This window comes from Ideonella sp. P3_A4 (assembly GCF_056403075.1).
This window is the reverse complement of sequence record NZ_JBFUGE010001181.1, coordinates 1-993: the sequence shown is the minus strand read 5'-3', so window position 1 is coordinate 993 and position 993 is coordinate 1. Positions and strand designations below refer to the sequence as shown.

The window sequence follows — 993 nt, the reverse complement described above, 5'->3', positions numbered from 1 at the left end:
CCCTTACGTCGAACGTTAGACCGCATACCGCCAGTTCCGCTGTGCCCAGAGCTCAACAAGTCCCCCGTTGCCTCCTCAGCAATATGTCATCTACCAGCGAAGCAAGCCAACCTCAAGTGCGCCTGATCGTCACTGACGAAGGCCAGTATTTGCTTCAAGGCAAGGCTCTTGGCYTTGCCGAACTAGACGCCGCCTTGCAAGCTCTCAAGGAAGCGCAACCCAACGTAGATCTACATGTTGTCGGTAGTCCGAAGGTAGCTTACGAGCAAGTTGCTCCTGCAATGCGTCTTGTCCAGCAGCATGGTCTGGCAAAGTTTGGCGTGGTCACTGGCGACCATCCAAACCACGACCCAACTCCGTAGTGGCCTCCAGTCGCCCCCAAGCGGTCACTCACAGTTTGCTTCAGTCGCTACAACTCCGAATGCGGCCTAACCCCTCCGTCAAGGGGACTGGCCTGCGGCCAGCCCCTTACGTCGAACGTTAGGCAAAGCCAGGRAMATGCYCTCCTCAATGCCTGGTCTCGTTTGCCAGCCGACTTGAAATCGTGCTGCAAATCAACCCTGGAGCGTTGGGCAATTCAAGAACARCCSAACGGCAGCSTTCGAGCGCTCAGTCACCCAAGARCAGCCCAGCGCYTGTCMGGCKWRYCAGTACTCGCTCGAAGCCCTCTGCCAYTCCAACGTTGGCTTGTTTGGTCTTCCCGGGTGAAAATACGGGCAATCCTGGCTCGCCAACGATCGGTCCAACTGCAGGAGCCAAAGTGCCACAAGTCCCCACATGCCTTCGTTCAGCCTCGTGGCTTCGGGCAACCCAATCGCTCCGTGGGCAGCTCCGCGTTCCGGTCATCTCCTTGCTAAGCCTCATTCGCCTAACCCCTCGGTCAAAGGGACGTCTTGCGGCAAGGCCGCAAGCCGCCCCTTACCTCGAACGTTAAGCACCAGAGGGAATCCAGGGAGTCCGTATCTTGATACGTCTTCTATTCCGCGCGTTGGT

General features: G+C 57.8%; 1 protein-coding gene. It reads left to right on the top strand.

All coding sequences use genetic code 11. The features are described 5' to 3' along the window. Positions 1-362 (top strand): ExbD/TolR family protein (locus tag AC1DYI_RS36795; protein WP_477209018.1); only part of this gene is annotated, 362 nt, incomplete at its 5' end. Between the last annotated feature and the right edge of the window lie 631 nt (positions 363-993).